Below are 22,295 nucleotides of genomic sequence, written 5' to 3'. Positions count from 1 at the left end.
AACCAGGCACTTTTCCATCAATATTTATTTTTATTTCCTGAGATTAGGGAGACTTTTCCTTTTTCAGATTCTTATCATTTTTCACCCAGTTATCAATGAGTTCCCATAAAGCAGGGGAATTTCGATCGATCAGTAGACTGCCGTGCCCCTGGTCGTTCCAGTGTATGGAAGTAACCCTGCTGTTTGTTTTTCCAACCTCGTTTTCATACCACCATGAGCCATAATCACCAAAGTCTCCTCCGAGTCCAACATAAAGTAATGGAGAATCTATTCTGGAAGAATTAATTTTATAGCCCTTCACATTGCCCATCAGCCCGGCCATATACTGGTCCAGGCGATTTGGCGTATGAGGGACAGTTCCCCCGGTCAAAGTCAAAGAAAGTAAATGATTTTCATCAACGTAATCGAGACTGTTAGCATTCCCACTCCAGTAGTGATAGTCCGGAGTATAGGGATATCTGGAAAATCTATATGTCTGACTGGCCATAAGCCTGAAAAACTGCCTGTTTGTAAGTTCTGACTGAAAATAGGATCCGGCATCAGGCTCTGTAGAAGCCATATAGGCAATGTACATCATACCTGCCATGCTATTGTCAGTATAAACTCCACTCTCAATACTTTCGGAAATTGCATTAAATTCCTGTGCCTGATCCTGTATTAATTCAGAGTTTTTGGGATTATATGCAATGATAATATCAACAGGAACTACCCTGTCAACAGAGCCTGCGGACAGATCATCATACTCGCTTGCTTCATAAGCTGTAAGAATTAATGCTCCGTGACTGTGGCCGATTGCAGTAACCTCTATGCTTTCCGCAGGTTTACCACTTAAGAGAGAGGTATGGCTTCGTGAAGCATTGATGCCTTCGTATGTATCCTTAAGGTATTCATCAAAGGTCCAGTTTTTCATATAACTGAAATCAGTTTCGTCTACCGGAAGATTTGTCTCTCTCCTGTCCAGGATATATGTGCTGTACCTCTGCCGGGCATAATATATCGCCATGTCAGAATAGAATTTCTCAGTCAAAGCATGCCCTGGCAAAATAACCAGATTTTTGTCTGCTTTTGTATGCCAGGGACTTATCTCCTGCACATAGTTAGTAAGAGTGACATTGTCATATTTTCCGGGCCCAACGTTTATCTTAATATTATACTTTGCCATATTCCCGGAAACAAACCCTATTCTGCTGTTTTCAGTCAAAGGCAGATCCGGTTTCAAAATAGTAAACTGAGAAGGGATGCACATAATTTCCAGATTCTCCGGCTGGCTGTAAACATCGTCCAGCCATAGATCAGGATTGAGGGCTGAAATTGGGGGAGAAACTGCTAACAGAAGGAAGAAAACAACTATTAAAACAACTCGCATTTTCATGAGCTCACCTTTTTAATGAAACTAAATTTTTGAAACTAAAATACTGACTTGAAAAACTATACGTTTTAAAAGAAGGCATATTACCCCTTTTTGACGTCAAAGATAGTAGTGAAAACAATAGAAGTAGCCTACGTGGTTAAAATTATGATATAAAGGAGAAAAGGCTTTGACAGGTATCTTAAGATGATTCTTAAGGTCGCCGGAAAATTATCTCATCGGTCGTACTCCTGTGCATCTCATGCCCTCAAAACACTACCTTTCGACCAAACAGAATTTATACAGATAAGAATTGTGATTTTAATTTTGAGCCATACTTTTTTACAATGTTCCAAGTATTTCCATATAATTGTCTGAATATTTCCAAAATTTCCAAGCAACTGCCGTAATATTCCGAAACAGCGCTCCGAATATTTCTATATAAAAAACACACCCCGGGTAAAACACAGATAAAAGAAAGAGCTAAGGAGAGTATTATTTCTCAGCTCTTAATAAATTACCAGCTATATTGCCAGTCTTGATGTTTATTTTTTCAAACAGATTTCCATGAATAGCGACATAAGAAAAGCTTGGAAATTGCAGAAGCTTTTTCCGGCGTTTAAAGATATCACAATTGGAAGGTAAGATTTTCATAATTTTACTGCAGTAAGCCAGCCGAAAGTGAATTAAACCATAGGCTCAATAAACCCAAGACGTACTTATTGGAGAAAAATAGTTCCTGGTGAGGCCAACAGTCAAAATTTTGAAAAAATATATTCAGTAAAACAATTCTACAGGTAATCCCCTGGGAGAGGTATAGAGGATGAAAAAATATCTGTCAATACTATTAGTTTCAGTCCTTATTTTTGGGGCTGTATTCCCGTGCGCTACTGCAGGGGCGAAGGCAAATTCATCAGGAGACAATTCGACTATTGAAGATGAAACTACTGTTGTTGATGTTTCTGATAACACTAATAAAGATTCTGTTGAAAAAAAAGATACTATTGTTGCAGATGATTCTGTTGTAGTTGATACTACAGTAATAACAACTTCAGATGATGATACAAATATAACTCAAAATACAATTGTGGAGAACAGCTCACAGATATATGATTCTTCATATGAATACTCGGATAAATCTCAGACCAATATCCAGCACGTAGAATCAACACAGGTAAATGTAGATAATAGCCAAACTGTAAATGTTTCTTTTACAGATAATTCAGTTGTCAACAATATATATTTTGAATCAACAAAAAATTCCGGCAAAGTAACAATAGTTGTTGAGGACCTGAAGGACAAATCCGTTTTAACTGAGGAGCCACCTGAAGGAAATGTTTACAAGTCATTTAACATATGGATTGACAATGTAGATGTAAATAATAATATTGAAAATGCAGCTGTTGATTTTAAAGTTGAAAAGACATGGCTTAAAGCAAATGGTCTTGATAAATCATCTATTGTCCTGAATATGTATGATAATGGTAAATGGGTAGCAGTACCAATTACAATAACAGGACAGGATTCAACGTATGTGTACTTTACAGCTGAAGTATCTGAATATTCTACATTTGCAATTACAAGCAAAACAATAACTGTGGATAAAACAATAACTGTAGATGATACTCTTACATCAACATCTTCGGATAATACATCTTCGGATAATAATACAGAAGAAACAAATGGTCTAACAAAAAGTGAGATAATACATATACTTGAAATGATTCTCGCATATCTTAAGGGAAACTAATTTCCCTCATTTTTTTGATGAGGTATCATGCGTAAACATACAAATTAGCACGGCTTTTTCTTTTCACTTGTATTCTAAATTTATTTTGTGGTTGGCACAATACCTCAATTGATATCTTTTTTGATGAATTAAATATAATTTTGGTTTTAATCTATCTAAATAAATTTCATAGTCTTCCATTTGATGTCCTTTAGCATCCTCTTAGAGGCTGTCTTAAATTTAAATAATCCTTATTTCCTGCTTATTCTTTAATGTTAAAACGATCTAAAAGACTTCCTTATCCCAGTGATTTATCCGATAAAGGATGGGAATTAATTAAGCCCCATATTCCTACTCTCCGAAGTAATCGTGGTTGAAAATTAGCAAATTAAACCTAGTGTTTCAAGAAAAGCTGCCAGATCATAAGCTAAAAAACAAAATTCGTAAAATAAAATTAGGAAAATGAGAATTCATAAAAGGGGAGAAGGATAAATGAGAATTCATAAAAGAGAAGTACAGTAGTTCGCTAAAATCTTTCCTCCACTTTTACTCTACCTTCATTTATCTCAAACACCACACTGTTGTCCTCACTCTTAACTTTCTTCTTATCCATTCCTTAATAATAAGTATAAATACTTCAAATCTGAACTTATCCTCATCTATGACCTGAGGTCCTCTTTTGACAATAGTAAAATGTTTATTCTGAATGTATAGCCATATATTTTTTAGTAGAAAGGATACCAATGCATAAAAGTACCTTATAGTTGCGTTTTTAGATGATGTCTTTGGTCTAACCACATTCCTCATCCTGTATGACGATTCAATAGCAAATCTTCTTCTGTAAACTGTACTGACCTTTCTTGGAGACCATTTAACTCCAAAAACAACAAAACCAAGGTTCTCACATCCCTTTTTACCTCTCTTTCCTTTCAGATACTTAACATCAATGATAATGTCTAAAAGAATCTTTTTCTTAGAATTCTTCATGACATATTGTGTACTTCGAGCCTTATTCCCATTCATAAGTTGCTTCATCTTCTCTCCTTTCTTGACAACAGGAACTATGTGAGGAACACCATTACTTTGCAAAAATTCAAACACATCTATAGAATAAAACTCTCTATCAAGGCAGAGAACCTTGATTTTAAAATTCAGTCTTTTGATGAGATAGAGAAAATAGGAGAGGTATTCAACCATTGGTTTTTTCTTTTCTACAGGAAGAACAGATACAGTAAACCTTTCGTTCTTGTTAGTGATGTAGAGGGAGATATATGAGTAAAAAGAGTTTGTTGACTTTTTAGCTTGGCTACGAATTACATATTTCTCGTTAGACGAATCTGTTTTCCCGTAATAAGGATCGTTGGTTAAATCAATGGCAAACTCATAGTTCTTACCTGTTTTGAGAGTTTTTAGGGGATTTTGAAGAAGAATCTTTTCATTGGATAGGATCAATTCGTCCATGTTTAGTTTCTTAAGATGGTAACGTAAAGATGTTTCACAAGCAACAGCAGAATACTGTTTTGAGACAGAATGGACTGAACTCTTATCGACTGCCAAACTCACAACAGTACGAATAATGTCTTCACTTGTAAGTGAACCATTGATCTTGAGGATTACATGAGATGTGAGAGGTTGTAATACAGAATCAATACAGTACTTTGACTTTAATTCGATTTTAAACCTATTTCTGAACTTATTTGTGAAAAAAGACATAGAGAGGCATTTTTCATTACATATAAAGGTATCGAGAAGCTTCCGTAATGAGGAAATCAAAATTAGCGAAGTACTGAGATTATATATTTGCTCCTATCGACTCTATTAATAGTAGGAAATCTTTTTCTCTTGGTAAATATGAAGATTGGATATCTCTGAGCGATCACATGCCTTTAATCGCGGAAATAAAGTAAAATACTTAAGTTCTCAGGATTTTTAGGGTAGATCGCCTCAGTTCCTTTTTTGTTGTATTTGTTTCTTCCATTTTTCAAAAGTAAGCCGTTCACAAGCGAGCGTGACAAAAGCGGTTCTGTATAGTGAATACCGTTTTACTGATAGAAATCCTATAAATTAGTCCTTTTGATCTCAGATCAGAATAGTATTGTGACGAAGTCCGGAAACTGGGCGATTATCCTAATCTTGCTTCACTCATGGAAACTTACATTTCTGAGAGTTACCTTGAACCAGAACCTCTTGTTGAAGAATGTGAAAGGTTGCTTGCGAGGAATGGTGTGGATGACTGGATAAAGGAAAAGACGAGGATAGTGCTGGAAGTTGCTGAGGATGCGATAGAAATAGGGCACAATTTGTATTTCTATTTATCTCCCGAAATTTTGGAATAATTCATCGTTTACAGAATTGGAGAAACACTATTGCCTGCTTAATCTACGAAATAAGGTTTATTCGCCCTTAAAAAATGGGTCTGTTTTTTGAGGGATTTAAAGAGAAACTATTTGACTTATTCAGCCAGTAACTCTTTTCGAATTATCTCCCCTTTATCTCCCTGTGAGTGTGAAATGTTTTTGATTCCGGCACTATCCAGCAGGTCTTGTATTTCATTCATATATATTTTATTTTCATCTTTTAGCTTTCGGAGGGCTTCCTCACGAGTAATTAGACCTTCTCTCACCATTTTAGAATAAAAATCATCTTTTTCGGTCATGTTAAGTGTTTTCATGTACATAAAATCCTTTAAATGGCTTACGGTGCAGTCAAATCTCCAGGATGAACTGAATCTTCTCGGGCTTTCCCATTTCAATTCATGCTTAATTCTCGACAAAACTTCCTCTTCTTGCCAGGGGATATAATGAAATATGTCTATAAACCCAATATTTGGGGACAGAAATCTAGGTCCAAAACTATAAGGATTTCCATACAAAAATCCTGTTATCATTGTGGGAATACACATCGGGTGGCAATAAAGTGGATTTTTTAATATTTCATTCGTAATTCCTCCAAAACCTTTTATGCCGAAACTTTTTGTTAAAAGATTCATGTAATTTTCATCTGTTGAAACATTCAGTAATTCCCTTTTAAAAGATGTATATTCATATGGGTTACCACCGGTTACTACACATTTCGCACCATACTTTTTTGCGTATTTAATTACGTTTGGAAGAATCAATTTACAGGCAATACACATCATAGGTATAGCTGCAGGAGATGGTTCGCGAAGCCACGCAGTAAAATTATGTTTAAATGTTTTTTCATGAATATCATTCTTCAATTTGAAACTAACAACATCAACGTTTAATGCTTCTACAGCATTTTCAATGTTTGTTTTAGCCTGGGGATCAGTAAATGGATTTTCATAATTAACTGCCAGGACTTTCAGGTTATAATCTTTTACGAGCTTAAGGAGTGTGTAACTACTATCCCTTCCTCCACTGACTCCTACAACACAATCGTATCTGTTGCTATCTTTGCGATATGAGTACAATAAGTCTCTAAGTTTTGATTCACCTTCATACTGGACTTTTATATGAGAACGGCAAAAATTACAAACACCATCTTTATCAAAAGTAATGTTTGGTGCTGTTTCGGGTAATATACACCTGCTACATCTTTTCAAGTACTCATTCTCTGTCATAATTCCCCCCATGATACACGTTTTTAATTTTGAATAATTTGCAAACTTGATTAAGAAACTAGACGAGCGACTATCTAATATTCATAAATCTGCTTCTGTCTTGTTTAGTTTCATAGTCAATTATATACATTATAATATAAATATACTTAAAACTAACCAATTTTAATAATAATGGCTGAATAAGTCACTGTATATTTTATTTATCCGAATCGTAACTTTTTTGGTTACATAAAACCCTGTTAAAAAAAAAGATTCCCCGGCTATTCCAGCAGGCAGGTATGGAAGCTGCAGGGTCTGCGAACAATGAGGAGTTTTATACTATATATGGGAATTTTATACTATGTAATAAAACAGAAGTCCAGTAAAACAAAAGTCCGTTTAATCGGGTACTGCATAACTGCCGTGAAGCAACTAAAAAGATGACCTGAATTTTCCCTTACTTTTGCCCTCTCATTTGTTCTTCATTCCTTTTCCTCATACCATTTGTCCCTTGCTTCCACAAGCGCCCTTATATTTGCAAGCGGCGTCCGCGGTGCGATCCCGCAACCAGGGGCGAGGATATCTACACCGGCAGAGAGGCACTGTTTTGCTTCTGCTTTCACGGTGTCAGGGGTTCCAAAAAGCAGGGTTCTTGAGGGAGAAACATTTCCAATTAACCTTGCTCTGTCTCCAATTGCTTCTTTTGCGGCTCTCAAACTGACTTTTTCTTCGATGCTGATGGCTTCGAAACCGCACTCTGAAAGAGTTCTCAAGGAATCGCCAACATCACCGCAAATATGCAGGATTACAGGACCGTTTACTCTTTCGCAGAGGCGTTTGTAGAAGGGTTTGACTGAATCTTCAAGGATTGAAGGAGGCATCATTCTTGAGCCGACTAGCCCGCCGTCGGGCATACAGAGGGCATCTGCGCCGCGGTCGAAGAGGGAGTTTGCGTACTCGATACAGATCTCGGTGCAGGATTCCATGAATGTTTTAAAATAGTCGGGCTTTTTTAGTGCCCAGATAAGGCAGTTTTTAACCTCGGCAAGATGGGTAAATACTGTCAGAGGGCCTTCCATGCCTGCTATGAGGGGAATTTCAATTTGTGTTCCATTTTCTGTTCGAGCTGCCAGGATTTCTGTTGCTTTCAGGACAGTGGGAATTCTTCCTCTTTCGAGCAGATTTTCAGGTATCCTGAGGTTTTCGGGCCCTTTTGAGAAAGGATGGGACAGGACAGATGGCTGGATGTCTTTTGTGCCCATCCTCACGTCACAGCCCATGGTTTCGGCAAGCACGGTCAGGCAGTAGGGGTAACGTACGGCTTCAAGGCCTGCGATTTCATGGCCTGCAAGGGCGAGGGCTGCCATCTTCTCAGGGTTGGAGTGGGCTTCCGGCCAGGCTGAGCCGGTCATGTCCATCAGTTCAACAGTTCCGGTCTGGGTGACAGAAAGGGCAGGAATCCTATTAATGAGATTTCCGTGAATGGCGTTAAGAAAGTTTTTCCTTAGACTTCTTTCCATTTTTCTGACTCCGGTGTTTTTTAAACCGATTTTTTTAAATTATTCTATTCTCTTCATTCAAATCGGTTACCATTTTTTGGTTACCATTTCAGGATCTACTTCAAAAGCTAAAAAAAGTCTGGTTTTCGATAACTCCTGCATTTCAATTTCTTCCAGGATTTCAAAAGCAAGATCTGCTATAAGTCCATTTTCTGAATCAAGCAAAGCCTGCATCCTCTCTCTGTCTGCTTCTGTACAAATTTTCAGAAGGGCTCCGGAGGCTTCTGCTTTTACAAAACGGTTCCAATCATAAAGTGTATTGATCAGAGGTTCGATTGCTTTTTTCGGTTTTATCCTGCCAAGAGCTTTTGCAGCAGCCAACCGTGTGAAATCATCTCTATCGGCAAGAGCAAGGATCAGGGGGTCAACTGCAGTTTCGGCTTTAATCCTGCCAAGGGCTTCGGCAGCTCCCCATCTTCCTTCATTGTTTTCGTCCAGCAACGTGTCAATAAGAGGTTCTATGGCCCTTCTGGACTTTATTTTTCCAAGAGCTCTTGCAGCTTCCCCTTTCACAAATCCCTCAGTATCGAAAAGCATGGTATCTATCAGAGGCTCCAGGACTTTTTCAGATTTCGTCTGTCCAAGGGCTTCAGCTGCAAACCGTCTTACAATTGGGTCATGGGATTTGAGAGCGCTGATCAATTGGGGAACAGCTTTTTCAGAACCCAGGCACTTCAGTATTCCGGCCAGAAGCCTCCTGACCTCCTCATCCTCATCATCAAGCGCATTAATCAGGGATTTAAGGGCTCTTTCAGGCATGTTTCTGGATATATTTTCCAGAGATCTGGCTGCTTCCCTCCGTACAAATTTATTTTCATCCTGGAAAGCATCATCAAGAAAATCGAATACTTTATCTGCTATCTGGTTTAGTGCTTCATCTGTGTTTATCACATCAGAGTTTATCTGTCCGAGGGCCCTTACTGCCCCCTGCCTCATAAAATCGTTTCCGGACTCAAGAGCGTGAATAAGCAACTCAAGGACTCTTTCTGGTTCCATCTGACCTAGTGCTTTTGCTGCTTCCTTTCGGACAAAACGGTTCTCATCCCCCAGTACAGAAAGAAGTGGAGTAACAGCTTTCCTGAATCTTACCATTCCGAGTGCCTTTGCCGCTTCCAGACGGACAAAATGGCTTTCGTCACTGAGCATACTTACAAGTGCTTCAACAGCTGTTTCGGATCCTATTACTTCAGATCCTATCACTTCGGATCCTTTCATTTCAGATCCGGCCATTTCGGATCCTGACATTTCGGATTCTGTCATTTCGGAGCCTATCTCTCCGAGAGCTTCAGCGGCTGCCTTTCTTACAAATTCATCCTCATCCGAGAGCGCGGAAACAAGGGGATCAAGCGTTTTCTCGGAACCTGCCGTTCCGAGCGCTTTCGCAGCTTCCCTTCGGACAAAACGGCTTTTATCGCCAAGTATATCGATGAATGTCTCAGGAGTCCTGTCTGATTTTATTTTTCCAAGCGCTTTTGTAGCTATCCATCGTACAAATTCATCTTCGTCCTGCAGAGCAGCTCTGAATGATTTAACAGCTCTTTCTGACCCCATCTGACCCAGAGCCTCGGCAGCTCCCAATCGAACAAGTTTGTCCTCTTTATGAAATGCTTTTATGAGAGGATCCGCCGCTTTACGAGGGCTTGCTCTGCCAAGAGCCCCTATAGCCCCAAAACGAACAAAATCATCTTTAGCCCCAAGTGCGGAAACAAGGACTTCAAGTGCACTTTCTGATCCGATCTGCATCAGCGCGTCCGTAGCTTCCAGACGGACAGCCCGGTTCCTATCTGCAAGTGCGTTCTTAAGGAGCCCGACAGCTTTCTCGGATCCTATCATACTGAGGGCCTTTACAGCTTCTATCCTCACAGAATAATCCTCATCTCCAAGTGCAGCTGTGAGAGGGGCAAGTGCTATTTCGGATTTTGTTTTCCCAAGAGCCTTTACAGCTTCTCTTTTCACCCCTATATCTTTATCCTCAAGCCCCTTTGAACTGGCTTCAATCCCACAGGTCCCCAGTCTTCCGAGGCTTTGAATCGCCCTCATTTTTTCCACTGTATATCTACTGTCGAGCCTGGTGGCAAGTAATGAACATAGTTTCTCTTTTGTTTCAGGGCTGGCTTTTCCGGCACATTTTGAGGCAAGGTCCAAATTGTTGCTTGAAATTATGGAGTCTATCAATTTATCTCCTGATTCGACCATCTCCGAGGTAAATATAACCACATTTTCCCATCTCGGATGCCTGAATGCTTCCGAGATATCCATGCCGTTCTCAAGATATGCTTTCAGCTTTAAAGCCGCAAAGTATTCCTGGAAAGATCGGTTTATTCCAAACCTTACTTCAGAGCGGTTTCTGGTCAGGAGCCCGAGCCCGAAGCATACCTTGAGAAGCTTTCTGGCCTGTGTTTTTTTGGCTTCGGTTCTTCCGGGTACATTGTGTTTTGCACACTCTTCTGCTACTTCAAGGGCACATCTGTACTTGCATGAAACCCTGTTCCTGCACTGGAGCTTGAATGCCAGGTCCATTAGAAAATTTTCAATCCCTGTTTTTCCTGCATTCACTTTTTCATAGTCTTTTCTCTCAGCAGATAACTTTTCATAGTTTCTGTTTTCATAGTTTCTGTTTTCATAGTTTATTTCTTCAGAGCTTTTTATATCACCGCTTATTTTCAAAAAGAGCACATCTTCAGATCTAAAGAAATCTTCTTTTACCCTGTAATTTCTAAACAGATCTGAAATGAAAGCCAGATAAAGTTCTGCCTTATTGGAAGGAATACAATCAAAGCCAGAAGGAGTAAGCTCTTGATCAGGTCTCTTCTTTCCTTCCATCTCTATTCGAGTGATTGAAATTTTAGTCCATAGCTGAAGCAGAAAAGGGTTTCGAAGAAGAGGATACGAATTGGTTTTATTCAGGTGTCTGGTTTTCAAGAGTTTTGCCTGTCTCTTATTAGGGACGTAGTTCTCTATAAAGAGCCTTATTTTTTCATCTGATAATTTTTCAAGCTCGCAAACTGCAAATGTACTTTTTATGCTTCCAGAGGGTCCGTGTCTTGAGGCAATAATATATCGACAGTCCTCATATTCGGAAATAAAGCTGGAAATCTCCTCAAGCGGGGAAAAATTATAAGAATACGTAAGCAGGTCCAATCCATCTAAAAGCAGCAGGTTTTTTCCTTCAAGTAATTTCTTGAAATCAGGTTCAGAAACTCCTTTTTGCTTTGCTTTTGCTTTCAAGTAATTATAAAAAGAACCTTTAACGTAGGAATCAAGGGATACATAAATAGGGATATGTTCCTTTTTTCCTTCGAGATATTCCCTAGCATAGGCAGCATTCAACCACTTAAGGGTAGTCGTCTTTCCGGAACCTGCTTCTCCGTAAATTATCAGGCGTTTCTCTTTTTCTACAAGTTGTGATATTTTGAATTCATGAGTCAGGGAAAGATTTTCTTCGAAGAGTCGGCGTGTAATTGGCAAAATTTCCCTGGCAGATAATTCGATATAGAAGTTAAATATTTCGTCTCTATCTTCAAGTATTATGTTTTTCAGGTACTCCTCTACTTCCCCGATTGAAATTCCTTCAATTCCCTGCATAAGGCCCCCCAGATTTTATACAGAATATCCCCGCTTTTCCATTTCTATTCTTTTTGTCGGGGGACCTTTTTTAGTTTACTGCTTTTAGTATGTGTCCCTGACTTTTTCTACGACTTTCTTGTTATATGAGTTTACAATATCACTCCGTGTGATGAGGCCGAGGAGTTTTGTTTTGTCCAGGCGGTCCACAACAGGGAGCCTGCCTATTTGCTTTGAACCAAGGCGTTTGAGGACGGCTTCAAGGGTTTCGTCGGGATAGGCTACTTCGATATCGTGGGTAGCGATATCCCCTATCTTTTTGTCGACTTCACCATACTTTACTTTGCTCCGGAGGTCTGAGAGTGTCACTATCCCGGAAAGTTTGCCTTTTGAATCAAGGACTGGAAAACCTGCATGACGGCTTGCCTGCATGAGGGCAATAAGAATCCCCACATTTTTTTCTTCGGAAACGGTCTGGACGTGTGTTACCATGGCATCTTTTACGAACATGGAGACCATGATGTCTACTTCCCGACCTTTCCTTATCTTAAATCCTTTCCTGCGGAGCCCTTCCGTAAAAATGGACTCCGGGTACAGGGCATTTGACATCACATTGCTCAGCACACAGGCAAACATGAGGGGGAGGATGAGACTGTAGTCCCTTGTTATCTCGAAAAGGATAAGAATACCAGTAAGAGGTGCCCTGGCAGTCCCGGCAAACACTGCTCCCATACCGACCATGGCATAAGCCCCCGACTCTGCTATTGTCCCTGGGAAAAACAGATTTGCGGCTGTCCCGAAGGCTCCCCCTAACATTGCGCCTGTAAAGAGGGAGGGGACAATCGTTCCTCCTGATCCCCCCGATCCCAGGCTCAGGGAAAAGGCAAGGATCTTCAGGAAGAGCAAGGCCAGCAGGAGTTTGAAGGTAAACTGGTTGTTCAGAGCATCCATTATTACATTATATCCCATCCCCAGGACTCTGGGGTAAAAAAGTCCGATCACTCCTACTGCAAGCCCTCCCAGGGCAGGTTTGAAGACAGGATGGAGAGGGATTTCTGAAAAAAGGTCTTTTGTGTAGTAAAGCGTCCGGATCAGGATTGTAGAGACGATTCCTGCAAGAAGGCCGAGGATAAGGTAGAGCCCGAGTTCCTTGTAGGGGCTTACCAGCTGGTAGGGGGAGATCTGGATGGGTTTTATCCCGAAAAGTGTGCTCGAGACAAGGGTTGCAAAGACCGAGGAAATAACTATCGGAATGAAAGTCCTTGTTTCAAGTTCCCCGTAAATCACCTCTACTACAAAAACCACACCTGCAAGCGGAGCGCTGAACGCAGCTGCAATCCCGCCGGCAGCCCCGCAGCCGAGAAGAGTCTGGAGCTGTCTTTCAGGGCTCTTCAGGATTCTCCCCACAAGAGCGCCTGTTCCGGCTCCGGCAAGGACTCCTGGCGCTTCCTTTCCCAGGGCACCTCCCGAACTGATAGTGATTATTGAGGTAAAGACTTCCAGGAAAGTATCCCTGAGTTTAATTCTTGCTCCGCGGAGGGTTACGGTTTCTATAAGCCCTTCAACACCGTATTGTTTTTTTATCAGAAAGTGGGAAATTAATCCCACCAGTAGCCCTCCAAGGGCGGGCATGAATATTACATAATAGTGTGGGAACTCGTGTAAAGAGAACCCTTGCTGCATTCCGAAAAGAGTATTACTGTACTGGAGAGTGCGGTCATAAACTCCTATCACGAGCCCTGTCAAAAGCCCGATTATAATGGCAATTGAGTTGACCCTGGCAGCTTCAGTATCAAACCGGGAGATATACTCCGTTATCCTGGGATATTCTTTTATGTTATGGAATCTGAATCTCGATTCTGGATCAACTTCCAAATGCTCGTGCCTCTTGAAGACCTTTATGCTTAACTTTTTATTGAGCAAAAAGTTTTCAGATTTTTAATTCTGCATGAAATATTTTCTCCGCTCAAAGGATTTCGAGCATTTATTTAAATGTATCCTTCGATAGAATTATGTCATGCTCTCCCTAATATTCTACCTTCAGGAAACTGACATTTATTCCTTTATTTTTGCGTAAACTTTTAACTATTATTTACATTTTTTTATTTTTCTTGATAAGTTCCAGAACATCACAGAGCTTAATTGCAGTTTCGGAGACTGTCTGCATCCCTATGGCGTCTTCTTCTGCCGGGTTCCAGGTAATTCCGCCGAAATGAGCATTATCGCCAACTACAATCATTCCGTGAATGTGCATCCAATCATGGATGGACTGAATGGTCTTTTCCTGCCCTCCGTTTCTTGAGCCTCCGACTGAAAGAGCTGCTCCTACTTTGTTTTTAAGTGCGAAGTCTTTACGGCGTAGCAGGACACTTCTGTCAAAAAGGGCTTTGAGCTGGGCAGGATAATTCCCCATATATACAGGAGCTGCAACAATTATACCGTCAGCTACTCTCATTTTTTCATAAATTTCTTCCATGCCATCCTCTATAACACAGCAATCTTTTTCTCTGCAAGCTCCGCAAGCTTTGCAGGGAGCCACCTTTGAGATAGAGAGAAAAACCATATCTGTTTCAAATCCCCTTTCTTTAGCAGTTTCGAGAGCTGCTGTAATCATCTTCTCACAGTTCTGGCCCTTTCGCGGGCTGCCTGAAATTCCTAATATTTTCATTCGTCTCATTCCGGAATTCTTTTATATTAATCTATCATTTATATTCAGTAATAATTGTTTTAAGTTACCTTACCTTTGTTGTAAAAAATCAGATTATACTTCATATATTATTGGGATAAATATTTGCATAATGATATATGTTCGCAACTCGAAATATATATTTTTCATTTTTATATATTTCTCTATGCTTTTTACGTAAATTTATATATCAAGACCCAGCTAACATAAATTACTCTAATTATATAGGAGGTTGGTTGATTGGTAACATTTTTAGATAAGATCAGTGAAAGAGCAAAGAAACTTAATAAAACAATTGCTTTACCTGAAACTGAAGATATAAGAACCCTCCAGGCAGCTGCCAAGATTCTTGAAAGGGATATTGCAAAAGTTGTCCTTGTTGGTAATGAGGCCGATATTAAAGCGCTCGCAGGAAATCTGGATCTCTCAAAAGCAAGAATTGTAGACCCTCAAACTTATGAGAGAAGGGATGAGTACATAAATACCTTCTATGAGCTGAGAAAACACAAGGGCGTCACACCCGAAAGTGCAGCTGAAATCATGAGCGATTACGTTTACTTTGCTGTTATGATGGCTAAACTCGGGGAAGTAGACGGTGTAGTGTCAGGAGCTGCCCACTCTTCTTCAGACACCCTCAGACCTGCTGTGCAGATCGTGAAAACAGCTCCGGGATCGGCTCTTGCATCCGCTTTCTTTATCATCGCTGTACCTGACTGTGAATACGGGTCCAACGGAACATTCCTTTTCGCTGACTCGGGAATGGTTGAAATGCCGAGCGTAGAAGATGTTGCGAATATTGCTGTAAGTTCTGCAAAGACCTTTGAGCTGCTTGTTGAGGATGTTCCAAAGGTTGCAATGCTCTCCTACTCCACCAAAGGAAGTGCAAAGAGCCCGCTGACAGCAGCTACAATCGCCGCAACAAAGCGTGCACAGGAGCTTGCCCCTGACGTTGCAATCGATGGTGAACTACAGGTAGATGCAGCAATTGTTCCCAAAGTTGCAGCCTCAAAGGCCCCAGGAAGCCCTGTTGCAGGTAAGGCAAATGTCTTCATTTTCCCTGACCTGAACGCTGGAAATATCGCATACAAGATTGCTCAGAGACTTGCTAAAGCCGAAGCCTATGGCCCTATTACCCAGGGGCTGGCAAAGCCAATTAATGACCTGTCCAGAGGCTGCAGTGACGAAGACATTGTCGGTGCCGTTGCAATTACCTGTGTGCAGGCTGCAGCGCAGGACAAATAATCGAAACTATTTAGGAAGCGTTTTATTAACTTTCATACATAGTAGTATTTTATCCGGAAACTCTAAATTTAACTGGAAAGCAATGGATTGAACTGGGGTTTACAAATGAAAGTACTGGTTATAAACGCAGGGAGTTCGTCTCTCAAATATCAATTAATTGATATGACGAATGAATCCGCTCTTGCAATAGGGCTTTGCGAGAGGATAGGCATCGACAACTCGATCATCACGCAGAAGAGATTTGACGGCAAGAAGCTGGAAAAGCAGACCGACCTTCCTACCCATAAGACAGCCCTCGCGGAAGTTGTCAAGGCTCTGACAGATCCTGAGTTCGGTGTTATTAAAAGCATGAATGAAATCAATGCAGTCGGGCACAGAGTTGTGCACGGTGGAGAAACGTTTACCACCTCTGCTTTGATCGACGCAGGTGTAGAAAAAGCAATCACGGACTGCTTTGAACTGGCTCCTCTCCACAACCCTCCAAACATGATGGGAATTACTGCCTGTCAGGAGATCATGCCCAGCATCCCAATGGTTGCTGTCTTTGATACAGCGTTCCACCAGACAATCCCGGCATATGCCTACATGTATGCTCTGCCATACGCACTGTACGAAAAGCATGGGATTAGGAAATACGGTTTCCACGGCACCTCTCATATGTATGTTGCTAGAAGGGCCGTCGCTATGCTCGGAAAACCCGTAGAAGAAACCAGGATCATCACCTGCCACCTCGGGAACGGTTCAAGCATTACGGCTGTTAAAGGCGGAAAATCCGTTGAAACGACTATGGGCTTTACCCCGCTCGAAGGGGTTGCAATGGGTACCAGATGCGGTTCGATCGACCCGGCAGTAGTCCCCTTCGTTATGGAAAAAGAAGGCCTTACAACCAGAGAAATCGACACCCTAATGAACAAGAAGTCCGGCGTGCTTGGAGTTTCCGGGATCAGTAATGACTTCAGAGATCTTGATGAAGCAGCCTCCAAAGGCAACCAGAGAGCCGAACTTGCCCTTGAAATCTTCGCATATAAGATTAAGAAGGTCATAGGTGAATACTCAGCCGTGCTCAATGGTGTAGATGCAGTTGTCTTCACAGCAGGTATCGGAGAAAACAGTGCAAGCATCAGAAAGAGAATTCTTTCCGGCCTTGAAGGCATCGGAATAAAAATCGATGAGGAAAAGAACAAAATCAGAGGTCAGGAAATCGATATCAGCACTCCAGATGCTAAAGTCAGGGTCCTTGTCATCCCAACCAATGAAGAACTTACCATTGCAAGGGACACAAAGGAAATCTGTGAGACCGAAATCAAGTTACGCAGCTCAGTAGCTGTCTGATGGTAAAGGTAAATTTTTTCCTTTACCTCCTTTATTCTATTTTTTCCAGCAGAGTTTCGCTTCCCGAGTTTCGCTTCGGGAGCACGAGGTCTGTTTCACTCGCTTCGCTCGCTCAAGCAGACTGATTTATAAAAGCACAGCTTTTACTTCCCGAGTTTCGCTTCGGGATCACAGGAAATCGGAGATTTTCTGGGAGTCGCACTGCAAGCGCAACAGCATGAGGTTCTTTTCGCTACGCTGTGCTCAAGAGGACTACTTTACGATTTGTAGCAGTGAGCTTTGCTCAAGGAAGCTGATTTATAGGTTACGCTGAATTTCGCTTCTTTAAGCTAGCTAATTTATGGGTTATAACAGTTAGATTCGCTCATAAGGGTTAAGTTACAAATCTTTCTGAACAGTGCAACTTTATTCTCTTTATTATGTTGTTTTTGTCACGCTCGGCGTGGGAGGACGGGTCTTTCCATTGAAAAAGAGGCGAGAAGAGTTGACACATAAAAGAAACCTGATATAAAAGGACGAAATAGAAATAATACTGCTGAAAATACTCTTTTTTCACGTCTCTTTTGCTCTTTTTGGAAATTAATTTCTTTTGAGAATGCTCTTTTCAAGCCTTTTTTATATCTCTTGCAACGAGTTGCCATACAAGCCCGGAGTGTCCTTTGTTTGTTATCTGAAATGGCTTTTTCGGGGTCAGTAGAGATAATTTTTCACAGGTGTCGTCAACTTTCTTTTTACAAAGGAAAAACTTTTCATTCTCAGGATTGAAGCACACAATTTTATAACTTATTAATTAAATTATTCCTCTTAAAGAATAACTGTCGTGAGGGTATCATATGATTATGAAGCAGGTAGATCTCGCCCTCCCGGAATCTGGTCCATATAGGGTTTTAGCAGATGAAATCCTCAGAGTTGCACGAGAGGCTGAACGGCGCACGCTGGGCCTTGAATCTTTTGGCATCCTGAAAGCTTACGGTATTCCTGTAGTGAAAACTGTCATTGCAAAAACTGAAGAGGAAGCCTTTAGAGTTGCAGAGGAGATCGGCTACCCTCTGGTGATGAAGGTTGTCTCTCCTCAGATTTCCCATAAATCCGATGTGGGAGGGATCAGTCTTTCCCTGCAAGACGGGGATGAGGTGAGGGCTGTCTACCGAGAAATGATGGAAAAGATCCCTGAAAAAAGGCCGGATGCATCCCTTGAAGGTGTCCAGTTGCAACAAATGCTCTCAGGCGGAAAAGAAGTAATTATCGGGATGATCCGCGATCCTACTTTTGGGCCCATGTTAATGTTCGGGCTTGGGGGAATTTATATCGAGATCCTCAAAGACGTACAGTTTGCAATCGCCCCTGTGGACGAAGAAGAGGCAAGGGGAATGGTTACAGGGATCAAAACTTACCCGGTCCTTGCCGGAGCCAGGGGTGCAAAGCCTTCGGATATTGATGCTCTGGTAGATACCATTTTAAGGGTTTCAAGGCTTGTCTGCGATTTTCCGGAGATTGAAGAATTTGAGATCAATCCGATGATGGTCTTCGAAGAGGGAAAGGGTGCTCTTGCGGTAGATATGAGGCTTATGTTGAATAAAAATTGATACTTTGAAGAAAGATTGATGCTTTGAAGAAAGATTGATGCTTTGAATAAAAATTGATAGGTTGAAGAAAAACTGATCGAATTGATTACTTTTTTTCAGGGCCGGTCTTTTTTCTCTTTCTTTTCTTCTCAACCTGTCCATAACCTGCCTGTTTGTCTGCTCTTTTCATTTACTCGCCTGTTTATCTGCCCTATTCATTAATTATCTCAGTCTATTTTTCGTCCCGTCCACGGCAGGCCCTCTGATTTTTTAATATGCCAGCCCGAAACAAGTTTCGCCATCTACTGCCGGTGGTCTCGGAATTCTGAGACGTCTCGGATTCAGGTCAAACTAAAAATATAACATTTGTTTCGTACATACTGGAGGTAGTAAATGAGGTGGTAATACGATCCAGGAACGAAAAAGATTCGTGCTGGCTGTTGGCATCCTGCTCCTATCGAGCATTGTAGCCATTGATCTTCTTCTTGAAGACTCACCCGTGGTGATTCAGCTTGAAGGAGACACGTTCAAAGTTGTGGATATTCCTTATGTGTATACAGTAAAAGAAGCTTATGTTCTTCTTTTTTCAGGATTTATGGGAGGGCTGGCTCTGGCTCAGGTCCTGCGATCCTCAGGGTTTCAGGACCCTGTTTTTTCCGTAACGGGCTCCACAGCACGGGTAAAAGCTCTCAGTCTTGTAGCAGAGGAAGTCGCAGAGGAAGTTCCGGAGAAAAGATTTGAGGTGGGGAGATATGAGGTCTCTCCTGAAAATTTTCCTGGTGAGGAACTCCTACCTGTCAGGGCTAAAATTGATCCTACGGATGTTCTTTTGCGGGCTCTTGAAGGGGATGAAAGAAAAGCTGTCGAACTGATTGCAGCAAAAGGAGGAAGAATTCTCCAGAATGAACTCGTAAATTCCCTTGATTTTTCTAAAGCTAAGGTTTCTCGGGTTCTTATGAACCTGGAAAGAAGGGGCATAATAACAAAGAAAAAGTACGGGCTTACTAACTGCATTTCGATTGCTGATGAGCTTAAGGATAACGTAGGGCTGAAGGGTGAAATGAAATGAAGAAAAGTACTCTGATTTCGATTTCAGTTGTTTTACTGGTCCTGGCTCTGGGGGTTTTATGGTATTATGGAAATTCGGCTGATGTGAAAATTGTTGATATGCATGCTCCCCCTGTTGGGATCAGGGAGTCGGGGCAGCTGGACATAGTGCTTCAGAACAACGGCTCAAAGCCTGTGGACGTGTGGCTTGAGGTCGAGAATGCTTTTGTAGATAAAAATGGAGAAGCTCGTTCTACATCAAGGCTGATTATTTCCAAGGATTCTGTGGATCCATGGGATGTCGAATTTGTTTCGCTTCAGAAGCCGATTCATCTTCTTCCAGGAAACAATTCGGTCAGCGTATGGCTCGGATATGAGCTTCCAGGGGAATACCCGGTAAATGTAAAGGTTGTCGAGAACAGCAGGCTCCTGGATGAAGGCACCTATATTGTACAGACTCCGCTTCCTGAAATCCACCTGAAGCTGGAATATGAAATGGAGAGCAGGAATACTTCTGATATTTACAGGATCTACGGCTATCTGATTAACAATGGATCAGGCTCGGCAAGAGACGTATCAACGAACCTAACAATGACAGACGAAAAAACAGGGGAGAGGGTGCTCACATCTTCCGATGTCTATTATGCGGGAAATCAAGATAAAGCAGCCCTATGGACCTGGCCGGACTATCCCTATGCAATTGTGGAAATCGCACATGGAGAGCCCTCAGGAGAGTCTTATATGCCTGTCAGGAATGTAGTAATTGGAGAAAGTGAGGATCGCTTCCTGATTAATGTGACTTCAACGTGGCAGGATCAGGTGGTTTCTGCTGAATTACTCATTCCTTCCGAGAAGGAGGGCAGGTGATGCGTATGACAGAGCAATTTGAACTTTTCAGTTGCAGGCATGCAGGACTTTTGATTCTCCTGATTTTGTTTTCCGGAATTTGTGCCGGTTGCCTTGGTCAGGACCCTCTTGAGGCAAGGGTAGAGAAACTGATCCAGAGTCTCGGGGATGAGGACGAGAATGTCAGTTATGCTTCAGCTTATGCACTTGTCGATATCGGGGAACCTGCTGTAGACCCTTTAATAAAAGCTTTAAAAGATGATGATCCGCAGGTGCGCAGCCTTGCTGCTCGTGCCCTCGGAGAAATTGGAGCTCAAAAAGCTGCAGACTCTCTTATCGAAGTTCTGGACGATCCTTATCCTGAGGTTCGTATGAATGCAGCTTCTTCACTTGGATGGCTTGGAGCTTCCGGAGCTGTTGAGCCTTTAATTGAGCTCTTAAAGGATGAAAATGAAGGGGTAGTTTTCAGTGCGGTGTCTTCTCTTGGAGCATTGAAGGATCCCAGGGCCGTTGAACCCCTTGTTGAAATTCTGGACAGTAATGAATATGATGAGCGCTGGAGAATTGCCAGTGCTCTTGGAGAAATCGGCGACCCGAGAGCAATTGATCCTCTTCTTGATCTTTTGGATGACAAAGATATTGGATCTACGGCAGCTGATACCCTTGGAAGATTTGAAAGTGAACAGGTTTTTGGAAAACTTGCTAAACTTCTGCGCAGCAGTAATCCCACAACTCGGGCTAACGCTGTAAAGGCGTTTTATGGTCTCCGGGACCCTGTTGCTATCCCTTACCTGATTGAAATGCTGGACGATAGAGTCCCGGAGGTGCGAAAGGAGGCTGCTTTTGCTCTGGGCTTTTTTATAGAGACTGAAGAAGTTGCCCAAATAGAGCTGCCTCTTATCGATGCTCTTGGAGACAGCGATCCCGTGGTACAGGAAGTCGCTGCTCGTTCTCTTGGAAGGATTAAGAGCAAAGATTCTATCCCTTATCTTGAGGAGCTCCTTCAAGCCAAAAATCAGAACGTTCAGATTGCGGCCGTCGTAGCTCTGGGAAATATTGGAGATCCTGAAGCTGTGGATTCTCTTACTACCCTTCTTGAGAATAATGCCTGGCTGGTAAGAGAGAAGGTTGTATATTCCCTTGTAGAAATCGGAGATTCTCGAGCTGTTGATCCACTGATCTCTTCTCTTGGAGATGAAAATTATAAAGTGAGGAAAAGTGCTGCAGAAGGTTTAGGAAAATTTGGAGATCAGAGGGCTGTTGAACCTCTCCTCAAAGCTCTTGAGAGTGAAAGAGAAGTGGATGTCAGGTTTGCACAGGTTCGGGCTCTTGGGGAACTTGGAGGACCAGAGGCTGTTGAAGGCCTACGCCAGATTCGCACGGATACGGAAGAATACGGGCACGTCAGGACTGCTGCAAAAGTGGCCCTTGAAAATATGGAGGGAGGTGAAGAGATGAACGTCTCCTCTGCTTCTTGATTCAATTGTGTGGGCTATATAACTCCAAATAATAAGAAATATGTTTTAAAGCAAATTTCGAAGAAAAATTATTTCAATATAATATAGACTCCACAAAAAAATCAAATACTATTGAGTATAAAGAAACAGGAAAAGATATTAAATAAAGAAACGAGCAAATAAACTTTCTTCTTTACATTTTAACTAATCTAGCAATAATTACAAATGCCGGGACCCTGGCGAGAGATGTTTATCATCTTTCAAATTTTTGATCAATATGGATCAACCGTTAGCGGAGACTATGCTAGATTTTGAAGGTCCCCATAAAATCTCAAAAACGTTTCGTGAAATTATTACT

At 41.5% G+C, this 22,295-nt stretch carries 15 protein-coding genes and 1 pseudogene; 9 read left to right on the top strand and 7 right to left on the bottom strand.

The window, feature by feature from the left end; genetic code table 11:
• Positions 1 to 43 precede the first annotated feature (43 nt).
• Entirely contained in the window at positions 44 to 1,372 is a 1,329-nt protein-coding gene (locus tag ACZ5A8_RS05370; RefSeq protein WP_464532664.1) for an alpha/beta fold hydrolase, read from the bottom strand.
• 799 nt (positions 1,373 to 2,171) lie between these two features.
• On the opposite strand from ACZ5A8_RS05370, the gene ACZ5A8_RS05365 reads away from it, so the two are divergent.
• Together ACZ5A8_RS05365 and ACZ5A8_RS05360 are read left to right on the top strand one after the other, a co-directional pair.
• Positions 2,172 to 3,098, top strand: a complete 927-nt coding sequence (locus ACZ5A8_RS05365) for a PGF-pre-PGF domain-containing protein (RefSeq protein ID WP_464532663.1) — start codon at positions 2,172 to 2,174, stop codon at positions 3,096 to 3,098.
• A gap of 251 nt (positions 3,099 to 3,349) precedes the next feature.
• Positions 3,350 to 3,451 (top strand): annotated as a pseudogene (locus tag ACZ5A8_RS05360) (IS5/IS1182 family transposase); the annotation flags it as partial.
• 187 nt (positions 3,452 to 3,638) lie between these two features.
• Here ACZ5A8_RS05360 and ACZ5A8_RS05355 read toward each other — a convergent pair.
• Positions 3,639 to 4,790: an ISH3 family transposase gene (locus ACZ5A8_RS05355; protein ID WP_464532661.1), complete on the bottom strand. Its 1,152-nt coding sequence runs from the start codon at positions 4,788 to 4,790 to the stop codon at positions 3,639 to 3,641.
• A gap of 431 nt (positions 4,791 to 5,221) precedes the next feature.
• Between ACZ5A8_RS05355 and ACZ5A8_RS05350 the strand changes: the two genes are divergently transcribed.
• Positions 5,222 to 5,413: a hypothetical protein gene (locus tag ACZ5A8_RS05350; RefSeq protein ID WP_464532660.1), complete on the top strand. Its 192-nt coding sequence runs from the start codon at positions 5,222 to 5,224 to the stop codon at positions 5,411 to 5,413.
• A gap of 116 nt (positions 5,414 to 5,529) precedes the next feature.
• Here ACZ5A8_RS05350 and ACZ5A8_RS05345 read toward each other — a convergent pair whose 3' ends face one another.
• The 5 genes from ACZ5A8_RS05345 to ACZ5A8_RS05325 all read right to left on the bottom strand — a co-directional run bounded on the left by ACZ5A8_RS05345 (position 5,530) and on the right by ACZ5A8_RS05325 (position 14,430).
• Complete coding sequence (locus ACZ5A8_RS05345; protein ID WP_464532659.1) at positions 5,530 to 6,660, bottom strand: ATPase; 1,131 nt, start codon at positions 6,658 to 6,660, stop codon at positions 5,530 to 5,532.
• 461 nt (positions 6,661 to 7,121) lie between these two features.
• Positions 7,122 to 8,159 (bottom strand): methylcobamide:CoM methyltransferase MtaA, encoded by a 1,038-nt coding sequence (mtaA, locus tag ACZ5A8_RS05340; RefSeq protein ID WP_464532658.1) that lies wholly within the window; start codon positions 8,157 to 8,159, stop codon positions 7,122 to 7,124.
• A gap of 66 nt (positions 8,160 to 8,225) precedes the next feature.
• Positions 8,226 to 11,783, bottom strand: a complete 3,558-nt coding sequence (locus tag ACZ5A8_RS05335; RefSeq protein WP_464532656.1) for a HEAT repeat domain-containing protein — start codon at positions 11,781 to 11,783, stop codon at positions 8,226 to 8,228.
• An 84-nt stretch (positions 11,784 to 11,867) separates the two neighbouring features.
• Positions 11,868 to 13,637 carry a chloride channel protein gene (locus tag ACZ5A8_RS05330; protein ID WP_464532655.1) on the bottom strand — a complete coding sequence of 590 codons (1,770 nt, stop codon included), beginning with the start codon at positions 13,635 to 13,637 and terminating at the stop codon, positions 11,868 to 11,870.
• A gap of 217 nt (positions 13,638 to 13,854) precedes the next feature.
• Entirely contained in the window at positions 13,855 to 14,430 is a 576-nt protein-coding gene (locus ACZ5A8_RS05325) for a flavodoxin family protein (RefSeq protein WP_464532654.1), read from the bottom strand.
• Between the two features lie 258 nt (positions 14,431 to 14,688).
• On the opposite strand from ACZ5A8_RS05325, the gene pta reads away from it, so the two are divergent.
• The 6 genes from pta to ACZ5A8_RS05295 all read left to right on the top strand — a co-directional run bounded on the left by pta (position 14,689) and on the right by ACZ5A8_RS05295 (position 21,958).
• Positions 14,689 to 15,690 (top strand): phosphate acetyltransferase, encoded by a 1,002-nt coding sequence (gene pta / locus ACZ5A8_RS05320; RefSeq protein ID WP_464532652.1) that lies wholly within the window; start codon positions 14,689 to 14,691, stop codon positions 15,688 to 15,690.
• A 105-nt stretch (positions 15,691 to 15,795) separates the two neighbouring features.
• A complete protein-coding gene (locus ACZ5A8_RS05315; RefSeq protein ID WP_464532651.1) occupies positions 15,796 to 17,022 on the top strand; it encodes an acetate kinase in 1,227 nt (408 codons plus the stop codon).
• Positions 17,023 to 17,855: 833 nt separating this feature from the next.
• Entirely contained in the window at positions 17,856 to 18,608 is a 753-nt protein-coding gene (locus ACZ5A8_RS05310; protein ID WP_464532650.1) for an acetate--CoA ligase family protein, read from the top strand.
• Positions 18,609 to 19,017: 409 nt separating this feature from the next.
• Positions 19,018 to 19,656, top strand: a complete 639-nt coding sequence (locus ACZ5A8_RS05305; protein WP_464532648.1) for a helix-turn-helix transcriptional regulator — start codon at positions 19,018 to 19,020, stop codon at positions 19,654 to 19,656.
• A complete protein-coding gene (locus tag ACZ5A8_RS05300) occupies positions 19,653 to 20,501 on the top strand; it encodes a hypothetical protein (RefSeq protein WP_464532647.1) in 849 nt (282 codons plus the stop codon). The genes ACZ5A8_RS05305 and ACZ5A8_RS05300 overlap by 4 nt, the downstream gene beginning before the upstream one ends.
• Positions 20,501 to 21,958 carry a HEAT repeat domain-containing protein gene (locus ACZ5A8_RS05295; protein ID WP_464532646.1) on the top strand — a complete coding sequence of 486 codons (1,458 nt, stop codon included), beginning with the start codon at positions 20,501 to 20,503 and terminating at the stop codon, positions 21,956 to 21,958. The genes ACZ5A8_RS05300 and ACZ5A8_RS05295 overlap by 1 nt, the downstream gene beginning before the upstream one ends.
• The last annotated feature ends 337 nt before the right edge of the window (positions 21,959 to 22,295 follow it).

This window comes from Methanosarcina subterranea (genome assembly GCF_055385895.1).
This window is presented reverse-complemented; position numbering and strand designations above follow the sequence as displayed.